This window comes from Chryseobacterium sp. Leaf180 (genome assembly GCF_001424585.1).
GTDB lineage: Bacteria > Bacteroidota > Bacteroidia > Flavobacteriales > Weeksellaceae > Chryseobacterium.
In genome coordinates, this window is sequence record NZ_LMPJ01000008.1 from 201,270 (window position 1) to 223,126 (window position 21,857).

The following is a 21,857-nucleotide window of genomic DNA, read 5'->3' on the forward strand; positions in this document are numbered from 1 at the left end:
TGAGAAGCCATATCTTTGTTTCTAAATTCTAAAACCGATGCTCCTACTGCCGGATTTTACCGATAATTTATCTGAAATCTGCCCAGACTTCAAAACCCGGAAACACCTTCTGGCATTGAGCGGCGGCGTAGATTCTATGGTTTTGGCGCATCTCTTTTTGCATCTGGGTTTGTCTTTTCAGGCAGCGCACATTAATTATAAACTTCGTAGCAGCGATTCAGATGCAGATCAGAAAATTGTAGAAAATTTTTGCTTTAAAAATAAAATTCCGCTGCAAATTTATGAAGTTTCGGAGAAGGATTTGATACCGCAACATTCGGTGCAACTTTGGGCGCGCGAGCTCCGTTATAATTTTTTCCGGGAAATCTGCGAAAAAGAAAATCTCGATTTTACAGTCACGGCGCATCATCTCAATGATCAGCTGGAAACTTTCATCATTAATCTGTCAAAAGCATCCGGCATAAAAGGTTTAAGCGGAATTCCGAGAAATGAAAATCAGATCTTGCGGCCACTTCTGCATTTCTCAAAACAGGAAATTTACGATTTCGCAGGAGAAAATAAGATTGCCTTCCGCGAAGATCTTTCGAATAAAAAAAATGATTATCTGCGCAATAAAATCCGCAACGAAATCACGCCAAAACTTTTAGAAACCAACGGGAATTTCCTGAAAAACTTTGATCAGTCATTAGAATTTTTACATCAGGCTAAAAGTTTTATTGCAGAAAAAATACACGAAACTGAAACGAGAATTTCATTCAAAAAAGATGGAAATTCAATTTTCGATAAAAGGCTTTTTTCGGCCGAGAGCGATTTTGTACAGTTTGAAATTTTAAAAAAATACGGTTTTATTAAAACTTCAGAAATCGATAAAATATTTTCTTCTGCGACCGGAAGTTTTTTTTATTCTGAAAATTATCAGATTCTCGTCAACCGGAACGAACTTATTTTAAGCAGAAAAAATCCCGTTGAAAACAATGCAGAAATTATTCTCTCAGAAGAATTTTCAAATGAAAACGAAAGCGGAGAAATCAGTTTAAATAATATTGAAATGTCTTTTGACAAAAGTTTTCGGTGGAAATTTGATTCAGATAAAATAAAACATCCAATAAAACTTCGCCGGAAAGCTGAAGGCGACATTTTTTACCCGACAGGTTTTGACGGAAAAAAGAAAGTTTCGAAGTATTTTAAGGACGAAAAATTGTCTATTTTAGCAAAGCAAAAAATCTGGCTGCTGTCCGATGCTGAAGACCGTATTTTAGGTATTTTACCGTACCGGCAAGACCGAAGATTTGCAGAAAATGAGAACACAAAACGCATTCTCACTCTATTTTATGAAAAGGATTACGACATTTAAAAGCAGTTTTTTACTGATTCTTCTTTTTTTATTCACAGGATTTAATGCTCAGATAAAAGATCCCGCTAAGTTTAAACTTGAGGTAAACGATCTTGGAAACAATCAATACGAAGCCGTTCTTACCGGCAAAATCGACGACGGCTGGCACGTTTATTCAAGCGTTTTACCGCCCGATACAGCAATCCCTACTGAGTTTAAAGTCAGCGGAAAAAACATCGAACTTTCCGGAAAATTTCAGGAATTAGGAAAAAAAGAAACCGAGTTTTCGGAAGCTTTTGGCGATAAACTGAGTTATTATTCGAAATCGATTGTTTTTAAGCAGAAATTTAAACTTAAAGAAAATGTAACAGCGCAGGTTGACGTCAACGCGGAAATCACGTATCAGATTTGCGATGATCATACGTGTCTCGCACCAAATACAATCGAATTTACAAAGAAAATTACTCCAAAAGGCGTTGCCGAAACTGCAGTTGTTAAAGAAGATTCTTTGGTAAAAAATGAAATTTCAACTGTTGAGACAACAGCGGCTTCAGGAGAAATTACAAAAACTTCGGCTGCTGTAAAACTTGATCCGAAGCAGCTTAAAATTGCGTCAATCGATATTGCAAAACCGCTTACCGATTGCGGAACAAGCGTAAAACCAGAAACCAAGTACTGGAAAGTTCTGATTCTCGGTTTTATCGGCGGATTGATTGCACTGCTCACGCCGTGCGTATTTCCAATGATTCCGCTTACGGTCTCCTTTTTTACGAAAGGAAATAAAAACCCCTCAAAAGGAAAAAGAGACGCGTTTGTTTACGGTTTTTTTATCTTTTTGATTTTCGTATCGCTGAGTATTCCTTTTCATTTGATCGACGGAATTGCAGGAAATATTTTTAACGAAATCTCAACCAACGTATGGCTGAATATCGTTTTCTTTATTGTTTTCGTGTACTTTGCCGGAAGTTTCTTTGGATATTATGACATCAGTTTGCCAAGTTCGATTGCCAACAAATCTTCGAAAGCAGAAGAAGTCGGTGGCATGGTCGGAATTTTCTTCATGGCATTAACGCTGGTCATCGTTTCCTTCTCTTGTACAGGTCCGATTTTGGGTGGAATTTTAGGAAGTATTCTGAGCGACAGTTCGGTGAATATTCCAATGGTTCTCACATTTGCACTCGCTGGTTTTGGTATTGCGTGGGCGATTGTTTTCGGACTTCTTGCACTGTTTCCACAAGCTTTGCAAAGTTTACCAAAATCTGGCGGATGGATGAATACTGTGAAAGTTTTCCTCGGATTTGTAGAACTGGCATTAGCTTTAAAATTCTTATCCAAAGCCGATCTTGTTTCCAAAACATTCCTTATTAAAAGAGAACTTTTTATTGTCATCTGGATCATCATTGCGATCGGATTGGTCATTTATTTACTTGGATTAATACGCTTTCCGCACGATGATAAAAAGCCGAAAATCGGTATTGCGAGAAAAATAATCGGTGTTCTTGGGATTGGATTTGTCATTTATCTTATACAGGGTTTGATGCATTCGGAAAGACCAAAACTCCAGCTTCTGAGCGGGATTTTACCTCCATTAAATGTCAGTTATTTTCACGATGAAAAAGACGGAATATTGGGGATGAAACCTGAGCATGATTTCTTTAACGCGATACAGCTTGCTCAGAAAGAAAACAAACCTGTGCTCATCGATTTCACCGGTTACGGTTGCGAAAACTGCCGGAAAATGGAAGAATTTGTCTGGAGCGAACCCGATATTTTGCCGCTACTGCAAAACGATGTTGTACTCGCATCGCTTTATGTAGACGACAAAGAAGAGCTTCCTGAAGGTCAGAAAACAAAAATCGAACTGGCAGAAGGTCAGATCAAAAAAGTGAATACGATCGGCGACCGCTGGAGTCTTTTTCAGTCAGCGAATTTTAATAATAATTCGCAGCCACATTACGCTTTGCTGATGCCGGACGGAAGATTAATCAACACGCCGGTTTCAGGTTATATGGCAAAAGAAGACTTTAAAAAATTTCTCGAATGTGGACTCAATTATTTTAAAAGCAATAAATAATTAGACGATTATAATTTTTCTAAAACTCATCTTTCGGGATGAGTTTTTTGCATTTAAATATAGATCTGTTATACAAACCATCTATTAAAATAAGTTAAATGCTGATTATTTAAAAATAAGGAATGTTTTTTGCTGCCGATTTTATATGTAAAACACAAAATTCATTACAATAACTTAAATCCAGAAATCATGGCAGAAATCATCTCAAACGAAAAAAGCAAAGGCAAAGGCAAAGGTACTTTAAGCAGAAAAACTGTTCGGATCGATATGACGCCGATGGTAGATCTCGGTTTTCTACTGATCACATTTTTTATGTTCACCACCAATTTTACCAAACCTAATGTGATGGATCTTGGTTTGCCCGCAAAAAGTGAAGTTCCTCCGAACGCAGTAATAAAAGATAAAAATCAGATCACGTTTATTTTAGGCAAAGACAATACGGTTTTTCACCATCAGAGTAATGCAAATGATCTCACTGCAGAAAATCTGAAACAGACCGATTTCAGCGGTTTGAACATCGCCAAAACAATTGCAGCTGCACACAAAAACGCACCAAACCCTGATATTTTCACCGTGATTATTAAGCCGACAGATGATGCAACTTATAAGAATTTTGTAGACATGCTAGACGATATTTCATTATCTAAAAAAGAGCGCTACGGCGTCGCAGATCTCAAACCATGGGAAAAGAAGATTTATGAAAACATGAGTAAATAAACCTTGAGAGCATTTTTAAAATGCTCTTTTTTTTATCTATATTTGAGCAAAACTATAGCCTTTAATGAAAAATATTTTTGCCCTTTGCTTTGCTTTTGCACTTGTCATTTCATGTAATAAAAAGGAAACTTCCGCAGTTGAAAATAAAACCGACAGCACAAAAATTGTAGATTCAATCAACGCTGCGCGCACAAAGATTAATGACAGCATAAAATCTGAAAACCGCTTTAAAAGCCTCAGCGGAAATCACCGTTTTTCGTTCCAGTCACAAAATTCAAAAGCGATTTCAGGAATGGTAAAATTTGAGAAAATCGGTGGTGAGCGCGACAATTACAACATTGAAGGAAGCATTAACAGCGGCAGTAATTCTGTTAAAATAAAAGGTTTTGCGCAGGCAGTTTCAGACCGACATATTAATTTTACCGGGGAAATCATACAGAAAATTTCCGGGGACAAGCCGTACACGAGGAAAGGTACCAAAACTTTTCTTTCTAAAGACGGTGGCAAAACGTACCGACTTCAGGATATGGTAAACGGTGCAGGTTTTGTAGATTATATTGACATACATTTTTAAAAAAATCATCATGCTCTATTACGAGAAAAAAGGCAGCGGGCCAGAAACTTTGGTTTTGCTGCACGGTTTTATGGAAAACAGCAGCATTTGGGATGACATGGAATCTCATCTTTCTGATGATTTTAAACTGATAAAAATTGATCTTCCAGGCCACGGAAAATCAGAGAAGATTGCTGATGTACAAACCATGGAAATAATGGCGGAAAAAGTTTTGGAAGTTTTGGAAAAGGAAAACATCGGTCATTTTCATCTTTTGGGTCACTCAATGGGCGGTTATGTATCGCTCGCTTTTGCCGAAAGATGGCCTGAAAAACTAAAAAGTCTGACTTTATTTTTCTCCACTTTTTTAGCGGACGACGAAGAGAAAAAAGAACAGCGCAGGAAAAGTTACCGCATCATTAAGGATTCTTTCGCGCACTATGCAAGAGCAGGCGTTCCGAATTTATTTAATCAAAACGAACGTGATATTCTGGAAGGAAAAATAGAAAAAGCGATGAAAATTGCCTTATCTACCGATAATTTGGGAGCTTTGGCGAGTGTAAAAGGCATGGTTGAACGAAGTGATAGAAAAGATGTCATGGAAAAGCTGGAATCGAAAATTTTGATCTTGGCAGGCAAACACGATAATGCTGTGAAAACCGATCAGATGATGAGCAATCTTCCCGACCGAACCAACATCAAGTCTTACATTCTAGACTGCGGACACAACGGTCACTGGGAAAAACCAAGCATTTGCGCAGAAATCATCAATACCGAACTTCTTCATCACCTTCCAAAAAAGTTTGTGCTATAAATGGGATTTTTTTCGACGAAAAAAAAGAAACCAATTATCGGTCTTACCCTATCCGGCGGCGGGATGCGCGGTGTGGCTCATATTGCTGTCTTAAAAGCGTTGGAAGAATACGGTCTGAAACCTGATATTATTTCAGGTACCAGCGCAGGTTCGATCGTTGCAGCTTTTTATGCCTTCGGTGTCAGCCCAGATAAGATGATGGAAATTGTAAGGAAAACCACTTTCTTTTCGCGTACTCTTCTTAAATTTTCCGGAAACGGGATTTTCAGTTCAAAGTTTGTAATGAAACTGCTTACCGATTATTTCCCGGAAGATGATTTTAAAATTTTGAAAATCCCGGTTTATGTCGCGGCTACCGAAATGACTCATGGAATCGTTGATTTTTTTTCAGAAGGTGAACTTTTTGCGCCGCTGCTCGCTTCAGCAAGTGTTCCGTTTATTTTTCCGCCGGTGAGAATTGACGACCGCGTTTATGTTGACGGAGGGGTCTTAGATAATCTTCCTATCGAACCAATTATCGATAAATGTGATTTCCTGATCGGTTCTCACGTCAATTCTATAAGCTATGATCCGCTGGAAAACATGACTCTAATGAAAGAATTTGACCGTATACTCCACCTTGCGATTGCAAAATCTGTTTATTCTAAAGCGAAATCTTGCGACATTTTTCTTGATCCGCCGAAAATGACGAAATTCAGTCTCTTCAATAAAAAATTTCTTGATAAAATGTTTGCTGAGGTGTACGATTATACCTGTAGAGAACTGGAAGAAAAAGGGTACAGAAAAACTTCAGATTCAGTTTAAAAATCTTCTCCGGAAACAATTTCTTTAAATCTTGTCACCGTATCATCAAGTGACAGATCAGATCTTCCGCCGGCTGCGTTAATATGACCTCCACCACCAAAATATTTTCTGGAAAACTGGTTGACATCAACATCATCTTTACTTCGGAACGAAATTTTAACAAAATCATCATAAAGATCTTCCATAAAAAACGCCGACATTCTCACGCCCATCAGACTCATTCCGTAGTTTACAAAACCTTCGGTATCGCCTTTCTGGAAGCCAAATTCCTGCAGTTCCTTCCTTGTCAGCGTAAGCACAGCAACTTTACAATCCTTTACCACTTCAATACGGCCTAAAACCAGAGATAGCAAATGTAATCTTGACACGGTATTTGTATCTAAAGTATTCGCTGTGATCATCGCGGGATCTGCACCTTTTTCAATCAAATTAGCAACAATTCTATGTGTCGTTGCGCTGGTCGAACGGAAACGGAAACCTCCGGTATCCGTCATAATTCCCGTATAGAGACATTCTGCAACATCCTGATTCACGAGATTTTCTTCTTCCATCGCTTCGATGAAATGATAAACCATCTGGCAAGTCGCCGGGATGACCGTATCTGAATACACATAATCGAAATCTTCAGGCTGCTGGTGATGATCAATCAGGATTTTTTTACCGCGCGCTCTCGTGAGCCAGTCGCCGACAAGACCGATACGCGCAGGAGAATTGAAATCTAAACAGAAAATAACATCTGCTTCCCAGATCATATCTGAAGCAAGTTTTCTCTTATATTCTGCGATAACTGTTTTTTTTGCCTCAGGCATCCATTTCAGAAACTTCGGAAAGTCATTTGGCGTGATAACCGTGGCATCAATTCCTTTGGTTTTCAGATAATGTTTTAAGCCGAGTGTAGAGCCAATCGCGTCGCCGTCTGGGTTGTAGTGCGTGAGAATCACGATTTTATTTTCCGGAACGAGGAGCTGATTGATTTCTAAAATTTCGGCTGGTGTAAACATTTTCATTAATTTTGAAAGCCAAAGATAGAATTTTTCCAGGGAAAGAAACCGCACGTAGGGTTTAAAACTTACACGAAATATTCAGCTTTAAGCAAAGCAATTTTTAAGCTTAAGCAATAAGTCAGGCTGAAAAATCAAACATTGCATTTTTTGAAAGTTTTATTAATGATAATTTTTGCACATAATAAAATATTACATATATTTGCAACCTGAAAATTAATAGATAATTACGACTAAAATATATTAGTAATGAGTAAAAGAACGTTCCAACCATCAGAAAGAAAGAGAAGAAACAAACACGGTTTCAGAGAAAGAATGTCTACGCCAAACGGAAGAAGAGTTTTGGCAGCCAGAAGAGCGAAAGGTAGAAAAAGCCTTACCATCAGCTCTGCTCGTGCTAAGAGATAATTAATCGTACACGATATACATAGAATGCCTGAAGTTTTTCGGGCATTTTTTGTTGTTAAAGTTTATTAAATTCTTAGAATTTCCCGCGAATTTTTCTATTTTTAAACCTGAAAAAGAATTTTCATTCTTTCATAATCTTACACTATGCCACACACTCATATTACGGGAGACAGTATCATCAATCTGCAGAATGCAAAGATTGCCCAGAAAAACTTTACCGTACTTTCTGATGTTAATTTAAACATTAAAAAAGGCCGTTTCTGTTATCTTATTGGGAAAACTGGCTCTGGGAAAAGTTCTCTTCTGAAGACCATTTACGGTCATATTCCGTTGGTTGGCGGCAAAGGCGAGGTGGTGGGTTTTGATCTTGCAAAACTCCGTTCTTCTGAAGTGCCGAGTTTGAGAAGAAAACTGGGAATCGTTTTTCAGGATTTTCAATTGCTTTCTGACCGTACAGTTGAGAAAAACCTAAGATTTGTACTGGAAGCGACCGGCTGGAGCGACCGGCAGAAAATTGACGAACGCATCAACGAAGTTTTGAGCAGCGTAAATATGAAAAGCAAAAAGCATAAAATGCCGCACGAACTTTCCGGAGGTGAGCAGCAACGTGTGGCGATCGCACGCGCGCTACTCAATCATCCTGATTTAATTCTTGCGGATGAGCCAACAGGAAATCTCGACCCTGAAACTTCAAACGAAATTATGACTTTGCTGAAGCAGGTTGCAATGGACAATCATGCTGCGGTAGTAATGGCGACGCATGATTATCATATGATTCAGAATTTTCCCGGTGAAGCGATCCGATGTGAAGACGGCAAAGTTTCGGTGCTGAATACGGCAGAACTTTTCGAATAAATTATCCTTTAAATACATGAAACTCTCTGGTGAGTTCGAGATATTGGTCTGAGTATTTTCTTGGACTTTTTTCTATCACAAAATCAGTTTCAGAATATTCTTTTCGCTCAGGAGAAAATTCCAGGATCAGCCGTTTTAATAAGCCGTTTTTGATCCCGTAAATGTTCACTTTTGCATTTAAAAATAATCTGTTTTCCAAAGACATTCTTGTAAAATACTCTCCGGCTTCAGCAGGAATTATTACAGAGAATACTCCCTTTTTATTTAAAAGCAACGATGATTTTTTAATCAAATCATTAAAGCTAAGCTCAATTTTCTGACGCGCCAGTTTATCCTTTGTGGAATCTGACGCTTCAAAATATGGCGGATTTGAAACAATCAAATCAAATTTTTCATCAGATTCAAAAGTTTTAAAATCACTAAGCAAAGCGTTTAATCTCTCCGAAAACTGTGAATTTTGAAAATTTCTTGCAGCCAATGTTTTCGCTTTCTGATTGATATCCAAACCCAAAAATTCTGCTTCTGAGTTTCTCTGCGCCAACATCATTGAAATCAAACCCGTTCCTGTCCCAACTTCGAGAACATTCATAGCATTTTCAACATTTGCCATTGCACCAAGCAATACACCGTCTGTCCCTACGCGGAAAACTTCGGGCGACTGCTCTATTTCAAAATGTTTAAATTTAAACGGTTTCACTACGTATTGACAGGAAAAGTAATGGTAAATGTTGAGCCTTTGCCGATCTCAGACTGCAGAGAAATCTGTCCGCGGTAATCTTCTACCATCTTCCGTACCATCGAAAGGCCAAGTCCCATCCCACTGTTTTTCGAGGTAAAATTAGGTTCAAAAATACGCTCAAACATTTCAGGGGAAATACCGATTCCGTTATCCTGAACAGAGATAATTACTCTTCGCTGATGCTGTTCAATATCAATATTGATCATTAGATCTCGGTCATCACATTTTGCCTGCTTGGCATTAGTTACGAGATTTGTGATGATTCGCGAAAGATAAATTTTATCCATATTCAGCTGAATATCATTTCGGTTGGTATGAACAAGAATTTGATCATCATTGAAAACGCGGAGAATATCCGCAACTTCGCTATTGATATTTAAAAGCTCATTATGTTTCTCCGGAAGTTTGGCAAACTCGGAAAAAGCAGACGCCACGGTTGCAATCACATCTATCTGATCAACCATGGTTTTACTCATTTTTTTTACTTTGTCATGTATTTGAGGATCTTGCGAATCAAATTTCCTTTCAAAATTCTGAATTGTGAGCTTCATCGGCGTAAGCGGATTTTTCACTTCGTGAGCCACCTGTTTCGCCATTTCTCGCCATGCCTCTTCCGAAGCTTTAAATCTCAGACGTTCTTTTTGATCCTGAATCTGCAGAATCATTCGGTTGTAAGCTCTCGCTAATGCATTGAGCTCATCATTTTTATAATATTTAATGGGGCGCATCTCGTTCTCAAAAAGCGTGATACGTGTAATCATGTCAGAAAATTTCGTGATATTTTTCGCCAGATTGTTTGATGTTACCCAACTCAGCCAAATACTAAACAGAATCAGAAAAATGTCTACAATAAGAATATAGATTGCATATTCGTGCAGAACATCCATATATTCAGATTCGTTGTGGTAAAGTGGTATATAAATAATGCCAACTGGCTCGAGCATATTATTCTTAAGCAAAAGATAAGATGAAGTATATACTGCATCTTTTTTTTCGTCGTATCCACGCACATCAAAACGCGCTTTCTTGCTCAGGATTTTATTTACTATAGAAAGCGGAATTTTTTGTTGGGAAATAAATTGAGAATCTTTGTTGGAAAATAAATAATTGCCTTTTAAATCATAAATGATAATATCATGATGATTAATATCTGCAATTTCAAAAATTTTATTTGATAAGGCTTCCTTTAAATCTTTAGTCGAAATACTTTTCCTGCTCAGAGCATAATCAAAGTAAGCCATCACCGCATTGGTTTTTTCCTGCATGTCGATGCGGCTTTGCTTGAGAGAATTGTTCCGGAGAACGAAATACGGAACGAGAGAAGATGCCGCAACACTTAAAAGGCACATAAATAAAAACCCGAAAAATACCCGGTTTCTTAAACTGTAGCCTTTATATTTATTGAATGACATTTTCCTTCCCGATTAGTTTTGAAATATACTTTCCAATGATATCAAATTCTAAATTCACTTGATCGCCAATGTTCAGACTTTTCATGTTGGTAAACTCCCATGTATAAGGAATTATCGCCACAGAAAACTCAAAATCTCCGCTTTTCGCTACTGTTAAGCTAATGCCATTCAGCGTAATCGAACCCTGCGGTACGGTGATAAAATTTCCGTATGTATTGTATTTTACAGTAACAAAATAGCTGCCATCTTTGTTCTCAATATCAGTTATTTCTCCGGTTGTATCTACATGACCTTGTACGATATGACCGTCCAGCCTGCCATTCATGATCATACAGCGCTCGAGATTTACCACGCTTCCCACCTTCCATTCGCCTAAACTTGTTTTATCTAAAGTCTCCTGAATTGCGGTAACGACGTAGCGGTCACCTTCAGTTTTCACCACCGTAAGACAGCAACCATTGTGCGCGAGACTCTGATCGATTTTTAATTCTTTGGTGAAAGGACAGCTTAAAGTAAAATTAATATTGCTCCCGTCACGCTCGATATTTTCGATAACTCCCACTGCCTCAATAATTCCTGTGAACATATTATTTTTTGCTAAATTTGTAGATTATAATCTTCAAAGATAATCAAAAAATGAGCCCAAAAGACCATAAAGTACGAGTAGGAATTTCAATAGGTGACTTCAACGGCATCGGCCCGGAGATCATCATGAAATCTTTGAAAGACAAAACGGTAACCGACCTTTTTACCCCAATTATTTTTGGCTCAGGAAAACTTTTTACCTATCAGAAAAATATTTTTAAGCTGAATATCAATTTTAATTATATCACTGAAGCATCACAGGCGCAAAGCGGTAAATTAAACATGGTAAATCTGGCCAAAGACAATGTGACTGTTGACCTCGGAACACCAAGCGAAGAATCGACGAAAATGGCGATAGAATCTCTTGAAGCTGCGACCGAAGCTTTAATGAAAGGAGAAATTGACGTTCTGGTAACCGCACCAATCAACAAAGACGAAATGGTGAAAATGGGTTTCAGACACGCCGGTCACACAGGTTATTTTGAGGAAAAGTTTAATAAAAAAGGATTAATGTTTTTGGTAACTGACGATTTGAAAGTTGCGGTTTCCACACATCATATTCCATTGGTGCAGGTTGCTGAAAATATTTCTAAAGACAAGATCAAAAAGCAGATCAGAATGCTTTGCCAATCGATGGCACAGGATTTTGCGGTGAGTAAACCGAAGATTGCCGTTTTAGGATTAAATCCGCATTCTGGCGACGGTGGCGTTATCGGAAATGAAGAAATTGAGATTATTTCTCCTGCGATAAAAGAACTTTCGGACCAGGGATTTTTGACTTTTGGTCCTTTTCCGGCAGACAGCTACTTTCAGCCTAATAAATACAAAAACTTTGATGCGGTTTTGGCAATGTATCATGATCAGGGATTGGCCCCGTTTAAAACTTTAGCATACGAAGAAGGTGTAAATTACACAGCAGGTTTACCATTCATCAGAACATCGCCGGACCACGGAACGGCTTACGATATTGCCGGTAAAAATATTGCCGATGAGCAGAGTTTTTCGGAAGCAATACACATGGCTATTAAAATTTTCAGAAACCGTGCAGAATATAAAGATTTGATGGATCACCGTTTGCAGCCGAAAAGAATGATGAATGACAACGGTGTAGATGAAGATTTGCCAAGTATCGGCGATGCATAATCTGCAGGTTTAATTTATTTTAAAATTATTTGTAATATTAAAAAAAATGCATATTTTTGCACACTCATTTTATGGACAAGTTAAAAAACTATGATGTGATTTTTTCCGGACTGAAAAACGGAATGCACACGTTCAATTTTGAGATAGACCAAGCGTTCTTTAAGTTATTTGATACCGAACAGGAATTTACAAATCCTAAAATCAGTGTACATATCTCGATGGATAAGCACACGACTTTTTTGGAGCTTGTGATAAAAATCGATGGCACAGTAGATTTGGTCTGCGACATTACGGCTGAAGATTTTGAATATTCTGTAGAAAATCAGATTGATATTCTTGTGAAATTCGGGGAAGAATATGATGACAGCGAGGAAGATGTGATCACAATTCCAGCGAAAGACCACGCTTTCAATGCAGCACAGCTGATCTATGAATGCGTAAGTCTGGCAATCCCGATGAAGAAAGTCTCACCAAACGTGAGCGATGAAGATTTGGAAATTCTGGAGAAATTCAGCCCGAAAGAACCGGAAGTTGAAGACCACGAAAGCGACCCGAGATGGGAAGCTTTAAAGAAATTAAAAGATAAAAATTAAGACATTAATAATATGATGAGATGGTGAAAATCTCATCGCTCATCAAATTAAAAAAGTTATTACAAAATGGCACATCCAAAGAGAAGACAGTCGTCTACAAGAAGAGATAAGAGAAGAACTCATTACAAGGCAGTAGTTCCTCAGTTGGCAAAAGATGCAACATCAGGAGAGATGCACCTTTACCACAGAGCACACTGGCATGAGGGAAAACTTTATTACAGAGGAAAAATCGTAATGGAGAAAAATGTAGAAACAGCTGAAGAAGAAAATTAATCTTCTCACAGGAAAAAACATTCGTTTTTAGACTAAAACCACTCATTTTTTATAAAATCGAGTGGTTTTTTGTTGCATTTTATGTTTTTTTGGTATCTTTGGCGACAAATAAAATTTAATATTTATGGACATTAAAGATATACAGAATCTTATTAAGTTTGTATCGAAAGCTGAAGTATCTGAGGTAAAATACAAAACCAAAGACTTCGAAATTACTATAAAAACTCCACTTGGCGGGAACGAAGTAAGCTACGTTACTCAGCCTCAAATGTACGCTCAGGCACCACAGCAGTCTGCTCCTGCACAAAATATGGCTGCAGGTTCTTCTGCTCCGGTTCAGTCTTCTGAAGAAACTTCAGATGACAGCAAATATGTTACGATCAAATCTCCGATGATCGGTACTTTCTACAGAAAACCTTCACCGGATAAAGAGGTTTTTGTAAATGTTGGCGACGATGTTTCTGTAGGTAAAGTAGTTTGCGTAATTGAAGCGATGAAACTTTTCAACCAGATTGATTCTGAAGTTAGCGGAAAAATCGTTAAGATTTTGGTAGATGATGCTACTCCTGTAGAATATGATCAGCCATTATTTTTGGTAGATCCATCTTAATAGAAATTAGATGTTAGACATTAGATGTTAGACTACAATTCTACATTTAAATAACATTTATCTAATTTTAAAATTATCTAATTTCCAAATATTATTAAGATGTTCAAAAAAATATTAATAGCCAACCGAGGCGAGATTGCCATGCGTATTTTGCGTACTTGTAAAGAAATGGGAATCAAAACGGTAGCCGTTTATTCAACCGCCGATAAAGACAGTCTTCATGTGCGTTTTGCTGATGAAGCAGTGTGTATCGGGCCGGCAATGAGTAAAGATTCTTATCTTAAAATTTCAAATATTATCGCGGCTGCAGAGATTACCAATGCTGATGCGATACATCCTGGCTACGGATTTTTATCCGAAAACGCAAACTTCTCCAGAATCTGCCAGAAAAACAACATCAAGTTTATCGGTGCCTCACCTGAGCAAATCGAGAGAATGGGAGACAAAGCCAACGCCAAAGCAACCATGAAAGCGGCTAATGTACCTTGCGTACCGGGTTCTGAAGGTTTAATTGAATCTTACGAGCACGCCGTAAAAACAGCTGAAGAAACAGGATATCCGGTGATGATTAAAGCCACTGCCGGCGGCGGTGGAAAAGGAATGAGAGCCGTTTGGAAAGCCGAAGATCTTAAAGAACACTGGGAATCTGCTATTCAGGAAGCTGTTGCAGCCTTCGGAAACGGAGGAATGTACATGGAAAAACTGATTGAAGAGCCAAGACATATCGAAATTCAGGTTGCAGGTGACCAATTTGGTAAAGCCTGTCACCTTTCTGAAAGAGACTGTTCTGTACAGAGAAGAAACCAAAAACTAACTGAAGAAACTCCATCCCCATTCATGACAGACGAACTTCGTGAGAAAATGGGTGAAGCGGCTGTAAAAGCTGCCGAGTTTATTGGCTATGAAGGGGTTGGAACAATTGAATTCTTGGTAGATAAGCACAGAAATTTTTATTTCATGGAAATGAATACGAGAATTCAGGTGGAGCATCCGATTACAGAACAAGTTATTGATTATGATTTGATCAGAGAACAGATTCTTTTGGCTGCAGGAACTCCTATTTCAGGAATCAACCATTATCCGAAATTGCATTCGATCGAGTGCAGAATCAATGCTGAAGATCCTTATGCTGATTTCAGACCGTCACCAGGGAAAATCACTGGATTAAATATTCCCGGCGGACATGGAATCAGAGTAGATACGCACGTTTATTCGGGATATACCATTCCTTCCAACTACGATTCAATGATTGCAAAACTGATCACTACGGCACAAACCCGTGAAGAAGCGATTGCAAAAATGAAACGTGCTTTGGAAGAATTTTATGTAGAAGGTGTAAAAACCACGATTCCTTTCCACAGACAGTTGATGGAAGATGAAGCTTATCTTTCCGGAAACTACACCACAAAATTTATGGAAGATTTTGTGATGGACAGAAAATACGATAATCATTAAGATTGTTTGATATAAATTTAAACCGTCTCAGCATTGAGGCGGTTTTTTGTATCATAAGTACTACTCCGAATTCTCTTGAGGTATTGATTCATCCCATACTTGTATCTGAAGTATTACTGAAAAAAGTTTACGATTGTCCGCAATCTGTTATAATTAAAAATGCTTTGTGTGTTTTTGTTAAGTTAACGCCTTTGTATAGCTTGAAAACGGGCAATATTTAAAAATTCCTTGTTTGACCTTGCGTTAAATTAAGAACTATGATAAATAACGGATATGCATTAAAAAGTTTGTTCAAATTGTTAATTTTGAGTCGTTGTTCTCCTCTTTTTGTACTTTGGAAAAACAGGATTGTTTTTTTGAAGAAGGCCACACGAACGGATTCGTGCGGTAGCGGTGAAAAAATGGAAGTCTATTTTAAAGAATTTGAAATTAAATAATTAAGTTATGAAAAGTAAAGAGTATTATCAACAGATTAAAAAAAATGGTGAAAATGTATTTGAAGTTTATTTAAAGCATAAAAAAACTTTATCTCCTTTAGAGTCAATGAAAGAAATGAGAAAAGACTTTCCGCAAATTACTTTTGAAGAAGCAAAAGAAATAATGATAATTTGTGACACAAACTTTAATTCCATAGAAGAATATCAAGGAAGTATTTTAGACGATATAAAAAGAATTATAGAAAACTAATTCTTAAAAGATGATAAAGATTAGTTATTGATGTTTTCTAATATAGTTTGACTAAAAGAATAGATGTAGAATATAACCAAGTAATCAAGATTCAGATAGAACTTATATAAATTTTCAAATTAGAGATTAAAAAATGGATAAAGTAAAATTTATTAGTAAGGGATTAAATAATGAAGATATTAAAGCTGTGAAATCTACAGAGGATAAATATATATTATTAAGTCTTTTCGTTGGACAATTTCGTTTTCTGGACAATATACAAGAAGTAATAGATGATTTAGAAAATGTGAAAAATGGTATAAAAACATGGGAAGAGATAATTGCACCATTAGGAAACAATTGGGATATTGGTTATGGTAATGGAAGTTTAGATGTAGAAAATGATATTGCTTATTTTTTAGCTAACGATGAAACTAACCAAAGCTTCAAAATGCCTTTGCAGGAACTGATTGACTTAATGAAAGATTGGAAAATATTTATGAGCTAAAAAATAATACGAATCCTCCCGCTGCCGCACGAATCCCTTCGTGTGGCTTTTTCTTTTAAAAAACCAATTTTCTAAAATTGTATTATTTTTTATCTTTATAAAAACATAAAATGATGAGTAGAAATTACAAATTCCATAATCTCTGACGTAATATTTTACAAGTTTTAAATTATCTGAAAAAAGATATAAAAACCAAAACTCAATTATACTTCACCAAATATCTTCCGAATTATTTATCAATTCTTTACAACAGTTCTGAATCTTCATTTTAAACAGAAATTAATTATTTATGCAAGTTATTTATAATACTTAAATTTGTGCAAAAGCAAAAAGAATATGTCAACAGCAGAACAAACAAAAAATTCACAATACTTCATTGAGCTCGAAGAAAAACATGGCGCCCACAATTATCATCCGCTTCCTGTGGTTTTGGATAAGGGTGAAGGTGTTTTTGTCTGGGATGTAGAAGGCAAGAAATATTATGATTTCCTTTCAGCTTATTCTGCTGTAAATCAAGGGCATTCACACCCTAAAATTGTAGAAGCTTTGGTTAATCAGGCTAAAAAATTAGCATTGACTTCAAGAGCTTTTTACAATTCAAGTTTAGGAGAATACGAGAAAAAAATCACTAGCCTTTTCGGTTTTGATAAAGTTCTACCGATGAATTCCGGTGCTGAAGCGGTGGAAACTGCTGTGAAATTGGCCAGAAAATGGAGCTATGAAGTAAAAGGAATTTCAGAAAATGCCGCAAAAATTATCGTTTGCGAAAATAACTTCCACGGAAGAACGACAACAATTGTTTCTTTCTCAAATGATCCTGATGCCAATAAGAATTATGGTCCATTCACACCGGGATTTGTGAAAATACCGTACAACGACCTTTCAGCTTTAGAAGAAGTTTTAAAAAATGATGCACAGAATATCGCTGCATTTCTTGTGGAACCGATTCAGGGGGAAGCAGGTGTTTACGTTCCGGATGATCAGTATTTAAAGAAATCAGCAGAACTCTGCAAAAAATATAATGTTCTTTTTATAGCCGACGAAGTACAGACGGGAATCGCCCGTACAGGAAGATTAATCGCATGTCATCATGAAAATGTACAGCCGGATATTTTGATTTTAGGAAAAGCGCTTTCCGGAGGAATGTATCCTGTTTCTGCCGTTTTGGCGAATGATGAGATCATGAATGTGATCAAACCAGGCCAGCACGGCTCTACTTTTGGTGGAAATCCGATCGCCTGCAGCGTCGCCATTGCTGCTCTAAATGTGGTTGAAGACGAACAATTATCTGAAAGAGCTGAAGAATTAGGTAAACTTTTCCGAAGTGAAATTGATAAAGTAATCGAAAAAAGCGATCTGATCACAAAGGTTCGCGGTAAGGGTTTACTGAATGCGATTTTAATCAATGACACACCCGAAAGTTCTACCGCCTGGAATCTCTGTCTCCAGTTAAAAGAAAACGGATTGCTGGCGAAACCAACGCATGGAAACATCATCAGGCTCGCGCCACCATTGGTAATTACCGAAGAGCAACTGCTCGATTGTGTGAGAATCATCGAAAAAACAGTTTTAGAATATCAAAAATAAATAACTAAGACGCTTTTATAGAGCGTCTTTTTTTTGACCTAAAAATCTACTAATCTCACCCGATTTTTTGAGGCGGAAAATTATACTTATTTTTGTTTCTGTAAGAATAAATTCATGAAACTTTCTGTGGCCATTATTACCTTCAACGAGGAGCGCATTATCGGAAAAACGCTTTCTGCCATTCACAGTCTGGCCGACGAAATCGTGATTGTCGACAGTAATTCGACCGACAGAACGGAAGAAATTTGCCGTAGCTTTTCAAAAGTAAAATTTATTTCACAGAAATTTCCGGGTTTCGGTCAGCAGAAAAATTCTGCATTAAATCATTGTCAGGGAGAATGGATTTTATTTCTGGATTCCGACGAAATTCCGGATGAAACGGCTAAAAATGATATTCAAAAAATCATATATTCAGAAAAGCCATATTTTAATGTATACGATATTGAGTTTAAAAATATTTTTTTAGGGCAAGCGCTGAAATACGGCGGTTGGGGAAATGTAAAACGTGAAAGATTTTTCAAAAATGGTTTCGGAAAATATTCAGAAGACATCGTTCATGAAGCTTTTATCACAGATTCGCCGGTCGGAAAACTTGCCGGATTTATCAATCATTACACGTACAAAGATATTTTTCACCATATCGAAAAGTCAAACAAATACACGTCGATGATGGCTGAAAAAATGTATCAAAAGGGTAAAAAATCCGGCGCTTTGCAGGTTGTTTTCAAACCTTTCTATCAGTTTCTGAAATCCTATTTTGCCATGCGCGGCTTTCTCGATGGCTTTGCAGGATTTTACATGGCGATCACTTCATCTTTTTACACGTTTTTGAAATATCAGAAACTGCACGAAATATATCTTTCGAAAAGAAAATGACCGGCCGTATTTTCAAATATTTATTAAACCTTGCGGACAAAAAAAGTGTGCGCATCCTTATGTATCATATGATTTTGCCGGAAAGTGAGAGCTTTAAAAATGATCTGATCGTAACAAAAGAAAATCTTGAAAAGCAGTTTCAGTACATTCACGAAAAAAACTTTAAGTGTCTCTTCTTTAAAGATTTAAGTGACTCAGAAAAGATTGATAACAAAATCATTCTGACATTTGATGACGGTTATCTGAATAATAAAATTCATCTTTTACCGCTTCTCGAAAAGTATGGTTTGAAAGCTACGGTTTTTATTCCGACACAACTTATTGAAGAAAATCAGAAGAAAGCTGACCGGAATCTTATGACCTTTGAAGAAATCAGAAATTTGCCTTCAAATCTTATAGAAATCGCGCTTCACAGCCATCAGCACAAAAATTATTCTGAAATGACTTTATTGGAAGCGGATCGTGATATTAAAGTAAATATTGAATCGTTAAGACGCGAAAATATCGCTTTTACTAAAGTTTTGGCGTATCCTTACGGTAAATTTCCCAAAGAAAAATCAATGAAAAAAGAGTTTTTTGAAATGCTTAAATCTCACGGGATTTTTGCCGCACTTCGCATTGGAAATAATGTCGAAAGTTATCCTTTTAAAAATGCTTTCGAAGTAAAACGGATTGACATTAAATACGGTGACACAATTCAAAAGTTCAAATGGAAACTTCTTTTTGGCAAAACAAAACTTTAAGAAAGCAGGTCGCGGTAAAGTTTTTCGTATGATTCTGCCATTTTCTGATAGCTGAAATGTGATGCACGTTCCTTTAGTTTTTCCCGATAATCGTCTTTGTTTTCATTGAAAATCTGGATTCCATTTTGATAAACTTCGTTCATTTTTTTACCTGAAAAATCACCAAAATAAAATGCGACATCATTACCAATTTCGGGAAGGCTTGTCATTTTGCTGAGAAAAACGGGCTTTCCAAAAAACATAGCTTCAACCGGAGGAATTCCGAAACCCTCTGCCAGCGAGGGATGTGCATAGGATTCGCAATTTTGAAGGAGAAAAAACTTCTCTTCATCCGAAATATTTTCCAGAATGTGCACACGCTTTTCCAGACCTTTATCTTTAATTTCTTTTAGAATATTTTCTTTGTATTCTGATTTTGCGGAAGATGTCATCAAGACCAAATCGCGGTCGTTTTCAGCAATTAAATCAAGCAAAACATGCTGATTTTTCTTTGGAAAAAGCACGCCGATATTCAGAATAAATGGTTTTTTGAGAAAGCTGTAATTTTTATCTGATTTAAAATTCTGCGCTTCCGGAAAAACCAGACCATTGTAGATAACTTCGATTTTTACATTTTCTTTAAGTTTGAAAAGCGATTTGTTTTTTAGAAAATCCTGCTTTACAAACTCAGAAATACACACAATCGCATCTGCATCTGCCAGATTTTTCTGCACAAGATTCTTACTTTTTTCCACTTTCCTGTCGCTGCTGTTATCATGCAAAAAATTGAGGTCGTGAAGCGTTACGACCTTTTTCTGCACCGGTTTTGCCTTCTGAAAATAATCTGAAAGCTGGTGAGTAACGTGAATGAGCGAATACGTGGTGGTAGAAATAGGGAATTTTTTTTGCCAGAATTTCCAGTGAATGGTTTGGCATTCTGTAAGCTGCTCGGGCAAAAACTTTTTTGGGCCGTAGAATGTGTAAAAGAGACTGCTTTTGCGTTCATTTAAACCTTTAATAAGTGAATGGCATACGTTGGCAAGTCCGGATTTTGGATATTTTAATCGTTCGGCATCGATAAGAATTCTTTTAATCATAAGAAAATGGTCTCTCCTTTCAAAATTAAAAAATTAATTTTAAAATCATATTTTTGTGTGATGAAAATTTGTGTAATCAGCTTCGATTTTTGGCACTACGACGAATATATTGTCGAAAAACTCAAGGAAAAAGGAGTTGATGCTTATCATATCAACATTGGCGCTTTTACACACAAAAATTTTGCTGAACGGCTGAAAAATACCGCTAGCAAAGTTCTTACAGGAAGAAATCTTAAACATGAAAAACGCCAGAATTTCATTTTAGAATCGCTTGAAAAAATAGGAATACAAGATCAGATTTTAGTGATTAATCCGGAAGCGATTGAGAAGCGCGTACACGATAAAATACGGCAGTTTGCCCGGCGAAACATCGCGTATCTGTACGACAGCATGGCGAGAAATCCGGCGGAACATATTCTGCATTATTTTGATGACGTTTTTTCTTTTGATGATGATGACGTGAAAAAATTCGGCTTTCAGAAAATTACAAATTACAATTATCTTCCGTATCAGCCGTCGGAAAAAATTCCGGAAAGAGATCTTTTTTACATCACGTCTTACGATAAAACGCGAATTGCGAGACTGCAACAATTGATACATAAGACGCGCAAAATCAATGCGAAATTTCGTGTGATTGTTGCAGGAAAAAAAAGCTGGAAAAACCAATTGGCTCAGATTTTCAAAAAGGAGAATGCAGATATTCTGACTTTCAGAAGAAAAAATATTTCCCAGAAAAACCTTCCCGATTTATATAAAAATACGAAAGCGATTCTCGATCTGCAGCGCGAAAATCAAACCGGGCTCAGTTTCAGGATTTTTGAAGCAATGGCCTTGGAAAAGAAATTTGTGACCGATAATGAGAAAATCGAATCCTATGATTTTTACAATCCGCAAAACATTCTGATTCTCAATAAAGACTTCAGCAATGTAGAAAAGTCTTTTTTCGGAACGGAATATCAAAAACTTCCGCAGGATATTTATGAAAAATACACGCTCGATCACTGGATAAAAACGGTTTTTAAACTTTGATTT

General features: G+C 37.0%; 24 protein-coding genes. 19 read left to right on the forward strand and 5 right to left on the reverse strand.

Going from position 1 to position 21,857, the window contains the following annotated elements:
• Positions 1-37: 37 nt before the first annotated feature.
• The 6 genes from tilS (at position 38) to ASG01_RS08690 (ending at position 6,295) form a co-directional block, all read left to right on the forward strand.
• Positions 38-1,354 (forward strand): tRNA lysidine(34) synthetase TilS, encoded by a 1,317-nt coding sequence (gene tilS / locus ASG01_RS08665; protein WP_055862741.1) that lies wholly within the window; start codon positions 38-40, stop codon positions 1,352-1,354.
• Positions 1,332-3,407, forward strand: a complete 2,076-nt coding sequence (locus ASG01_RS08670; protein ID WP_055862910.1) for a protein-disulfide reductase DsbD family protein — start codon at positions 1,332-1,334, stop codon at positions 3,405-3,407. The genes tilS and ASG01_RS08670 overlap by 23 nt, the downstream gene beginning before the upstream one ends.
• A 189-nt stretch (positions 3,408-3,596) precedes the next feature.
• Entirely contained in the window at positions 3,597-4,124 is a 528-nt protein-coding gene (locus tag ASG01_RS08675; RefSeq protein ID WP_055862911.1) for an ExbD/TolR family protein, read from the forward strand.
• Between the two features lie 64 nt (positions 4,125-4,188).
• Entirely contained in the window at positions 4,189-4,698 is a 510-nt protein-coding gene (locus tag ASG01_RS08680) for a hypothetical protein (protein ID WP_055862744.1), read from the forward strand.
• Positions 4,699-4,708: 10 nt separating this feature from the next.
• Positions 4,709-5,491: an alpha/beta fold hydrolase gene (locus ASG01_RS08685; protein WP_055862913.1), complete on the forward strand. Its 783-nt coding sequence runs from the start codon at positions 4,709-4,711 to the stop codon at positions 5,489-5,491.
• Positions 5,492-6,295, forward strand: coding sequence for a patatin-like phospholipase family protein (locus ASG01_RS08690; RefSeq protein WP_055862745.1), 804 nt, complete (start codon positions 5,492-5,494; stop codon positions 6,293-6,295). It abuts the gene before it with no gap.
• On the opposite strand, the gene ASG01_RS08695 is transcribed toward ASG01_RS08690, so the two are convergent.
• Positions 6,292-7,296, reverse strand: coding sequence for a DHH family phosphoesterase (locus tag ASG01_RS08695; protein WP_055862915.1), 1,005 nt, complete (start codon positions 7,294-7,296; stop codon positions 6,292-6,294). The two genes, ASG01_RS08690 and ASG01_RS08695, sit on opposite strands and share 4 nt — an antisense overlap.
• A 249-nt stretch (positions 7,297-7,545) precedes the next feature.
• Between ASG01_RS08695 and rpmH the strand changes: the two genes are divergently transcribed.
• Positions 7,546-7,704 (forward strand): 50S ribosomal protein L34, encoded by a 159-nt coding sequence (rpmH, locus tag ASG01_RS15725; RefSeq protein ID WP_082498329.1) that lies wholly within the window; start codon positions 7,546-7,548, stop codon positions 7,702-7,704.
• 144 nt (positions 7,705-7,848) lie between these two features.
• Positions 7,849-8,559, forward strand: coding sequence for a cell division ATP-binding protein FtsE (locus ASG01_RS08700; protein ID WP_055862747.1), 711 nt, complete (start codon positions 7,849-7,851; stop codon positions 8,557-8,559).
• A 1-nt stretch (position 8,560) separates the two neighbouring features.
• On the opposite strand, the gene ASG01_RS08705 is transcribed toward ASG01_RS08700, so the two are convergent.
• The 3 genes from ASG01_RS08705 to ASG01_RS08715 are packed head-to-tail and all read right to left on the reverse strand — an operon-like array spanning position 8,561 to position 11,296.
• The gene (locus ASG01_RS08705; protein WP_055862749.1) at positions 8,561-9,256 is read right to left on the reverse strand and encodes a tRNA1(Val) (adenine(37)-N6)-methyltransferase; all 696 of its coding nucleotides are present in this window, start codon (positions 9,254-9,256) and stop codon (positions 8,561-8,563) included.
• Positions 9,256-10,710, reverse strand: coding sequence for a sensor histidine kinase (locus tag ASG01_RS08710; RefSeq protein ID WP_055862752.1), 1,455 nt, complete (start codon positions 10,708-10,710; stop codon positions 9,256-9,258). The genes ASG01_RS08705 and ASG01_RS08710 overlap by 1 nt, the downstream gene beginning before the upstream one ends.
• Positions 10,697-11,296: a riboflavin synthase gene (locus ASG01_RS08715; RefSeq protein WP_055862755.1), complete on the reverse strand. Its 600-nt coding sequence runs from the start codon at positions 11,294-11,296 to the stop codon at positions 10,697-10,699. The genes ASG01_RS08710 and ASG01_RS08715 overlap by 14 nt, the downstream gene beginning before the upstream one ends.
• A 50-nt stretch (positions 11,297-11,346) precedes the next feature.
• On the opposite strand from ASG01_RS08715, the gene pdxA reads away from it, so the two are divergent.
• From pdxA to ASG01_RS08770, 10 genes are all read left to right on the forward strand, one after another.
• Positions 11,347-12,438 carry a 4-hydroxythreonine-4-phosphate dehydrogenase PdxA gene (gene pdxA, locus ASG01_RS08720; protein ID WP_055862757.1) on the forward strand — a complete coding sequence of 364 codons (1,092 nt, stop codon included), beginning with the start codon at positions 11,347-11,349 and terminating at the stop codon, positions 12,436-12,438.
• Positions 12,439-12,509: 71 nt separating this feature from the next.
• Positions 12,510-13,031 carry a YceD family protein gene (locus tag ASG01_RS08725; RefSeq protein WP_055862759.1) on the forward strand — a complete coding sequence of 174 codons (522 nt, stop codon included), beginning with the start codon at positions 12,510-12,512 and terminating at the stop codon, positions 13,029-13,031.
• 66 nt (positions 13,032-13,097) lie between these two features.
• On the forward strand, positions 13,098-13,304 hold the full coding sequence (rpmF, locus tag ASG01_RS08730) for a 50S ribosomal protein L32 (protein ID WP_055862760.1): 207 nt from the start codon (positions 13,098-13,100) through the stop codon (positions 13,302-13,304).
• A gap of 124 nt (positions 13,305-13,428) precedes the next feature.
• Positions 13,429-13,914 (forward strand): acetyl-CoA carboxylase biotin carboxyl carrier protein, encoded by a 486-nt coding sequence (gene accB / locus ASG01_RS08735; RefSeq protein WP_055862762.1) that lies wholly within the window; start codon positions 13,429-13,431, stop codon positions 13,912-13,914.
• Positions 13,915-14,013: 99 nt separating this feature from the next.
• Entirely contained in the window at positions 14,014-15,369 is a 1,356-nt protein-coding gene (accC, locus tag ASG01_RS08740) for an acetyl-CoA carboxylase biotin carboxylase subunit (protein WP_055862764.1), read from the forward strand.
• Between the two features lie 444 nt (positions 15,370-15,813).
• Positions 15,814-16,056 (forward strand): hypothetical protein, encoded by a 243-nt coding sequence (locus ASG01_RS08750; RefSeq protein WP_055862769.1) that lies wholly within the window; start codon positions 15,814-15,816, stop codon positions 16,054-16,056.
• A gap of 133 nt (positions 16,057-16,189) precedes the next feature.
• Entirely contained in the window at positions 16,190-16,543 is a 354-nt protein-coding gene (locus ASG01_RS08755) for a hypothetical protein (RefSeq protein ID WP_055862771.1), read from the forward strand.
• 336 nt (positions 16,544-16,879) lie between these two features.
• Positions 16,880-18,130 carry an ornithine--oxo-acid transaminase gene (gene rocD, locus ASG01_RS08760; RefSeq protein WP_055862773.1) on the forward strand — a complete coding sequence of 417 codons (1,251 nt, stop codon included), beginning with the start codon at positions 16,880-16,882 and terminating at the stop codon, positions 18,128-18,130.
• Between the two features lie 114 nt (positions 18,131-18,244).
• Positions 18,245-19,006, forward strand: coding sequence for a glycosyltransferase family 2 protein (locus ASG01_RS08765; protein ID WP_055862777.1), 762 nt, complete (start codon positions 18,245-18,247; stop codon positions 19,004-19,006).
• 59 nt (positions 19,007-19,065) lie between these two features.
• The gene (locus ASG01_RS08770; RefSeq protein WP_157844184.1) at positions 19,066-19,749 is read left to right on the forward strand and encodes a polysaccharide deacetylase family protein; all 684 of its coding nucleotides are present in this window, start codon (positions 19,066-19,068) and stop codon (positions 19,747-19,749) included.
• Here ASG01_RS08770 and ASG01_RS08775 read toward each other — a convergent pair.
• Positions 19,746-20,825, reverse strand: a complete 1,080-nt coding sequence (locus ASG01_RS08775) for a glycosyltransferase family 4 protein (RefSeq protein ID WP_055862781.1) — start codon at positions 20,823-20,825, stop codon at positions 19,746-19,748. The genes ASG01_RS08770 and ASG01_RS08775 overlap by 4 nt on opposite strands.
• A gap of 60 nt (positions 20,826-20,885) precedes the next feature.
• On the opposite strand from ASG01_RS08775, the gene ASG01_RS08780 reads away from it, so the two are divergent.
• Positions 20,886-21,854, forward strand: a complete 969-nt coding sequence (locus ASG01_RS08780) for a hypothetical protein (protein WP_055862918.1) — start codon at positions 20,886-20,888, stop codon at positions 21,852-21,854.
• Positions 21,855-21,857 lie beyond the last annotated feature (3 nt).